The 282-nt window shown below is 49.3% G+C and carries 1 protein-coding gene; it reads left to right on the top strand.

Annotated elements, in window-relative coordinates:
* Positions 1 to 282, top strand: a 282-nt coding sequence (locus AB9F29_RS22455) for an arsenate reductase family protein (protein ID WP_369757320.1), incomplete at both ends; no start/stop codon positions are given.

Raw genomic sequence — 282 nt, 5'->3', positions numbered from 1 at the left:
AGTCTATGGAATTAACACCTGCACAGATAGCCAGAAGGCCATCAAAGCCTTGGAAGCTGCGGGCAAAGAGGTAAGTTTTCGCGATATCAGCGCGACTCCCTTGAGCGAAGCAGAATGGGCCGAATTAGTCGGCGAGTTCGGTGATCGTTTGTTGGATAAAAAGTCAACGGAATGGCGCGGCCTGAGTGATTGGTTGAAACATTCAGAAGCGGAAGATCAATTGGCTGCCAAACCCAAATTGATGATCAGCCCCGTTATCCGCGATGGCGAAACCTATTATCT

The sequence above is a fragment of the Falsihalocynthiibacter sp. S25ZX9 genome (assembly GCF_041205405.1).
Classification (GTDB): Bacteria; Pseudomonadota; Alphaproteobacteria; order Rhodobacterales; family Rhodobacteraceae; genus Falsihalocynthiibacter; species Falsihalocynthiibacter arcticus.
Note: the sequence above shows the minus strand (reverse complement) of the source record. Positions and strands in the feature narration are given on the sequence as shown.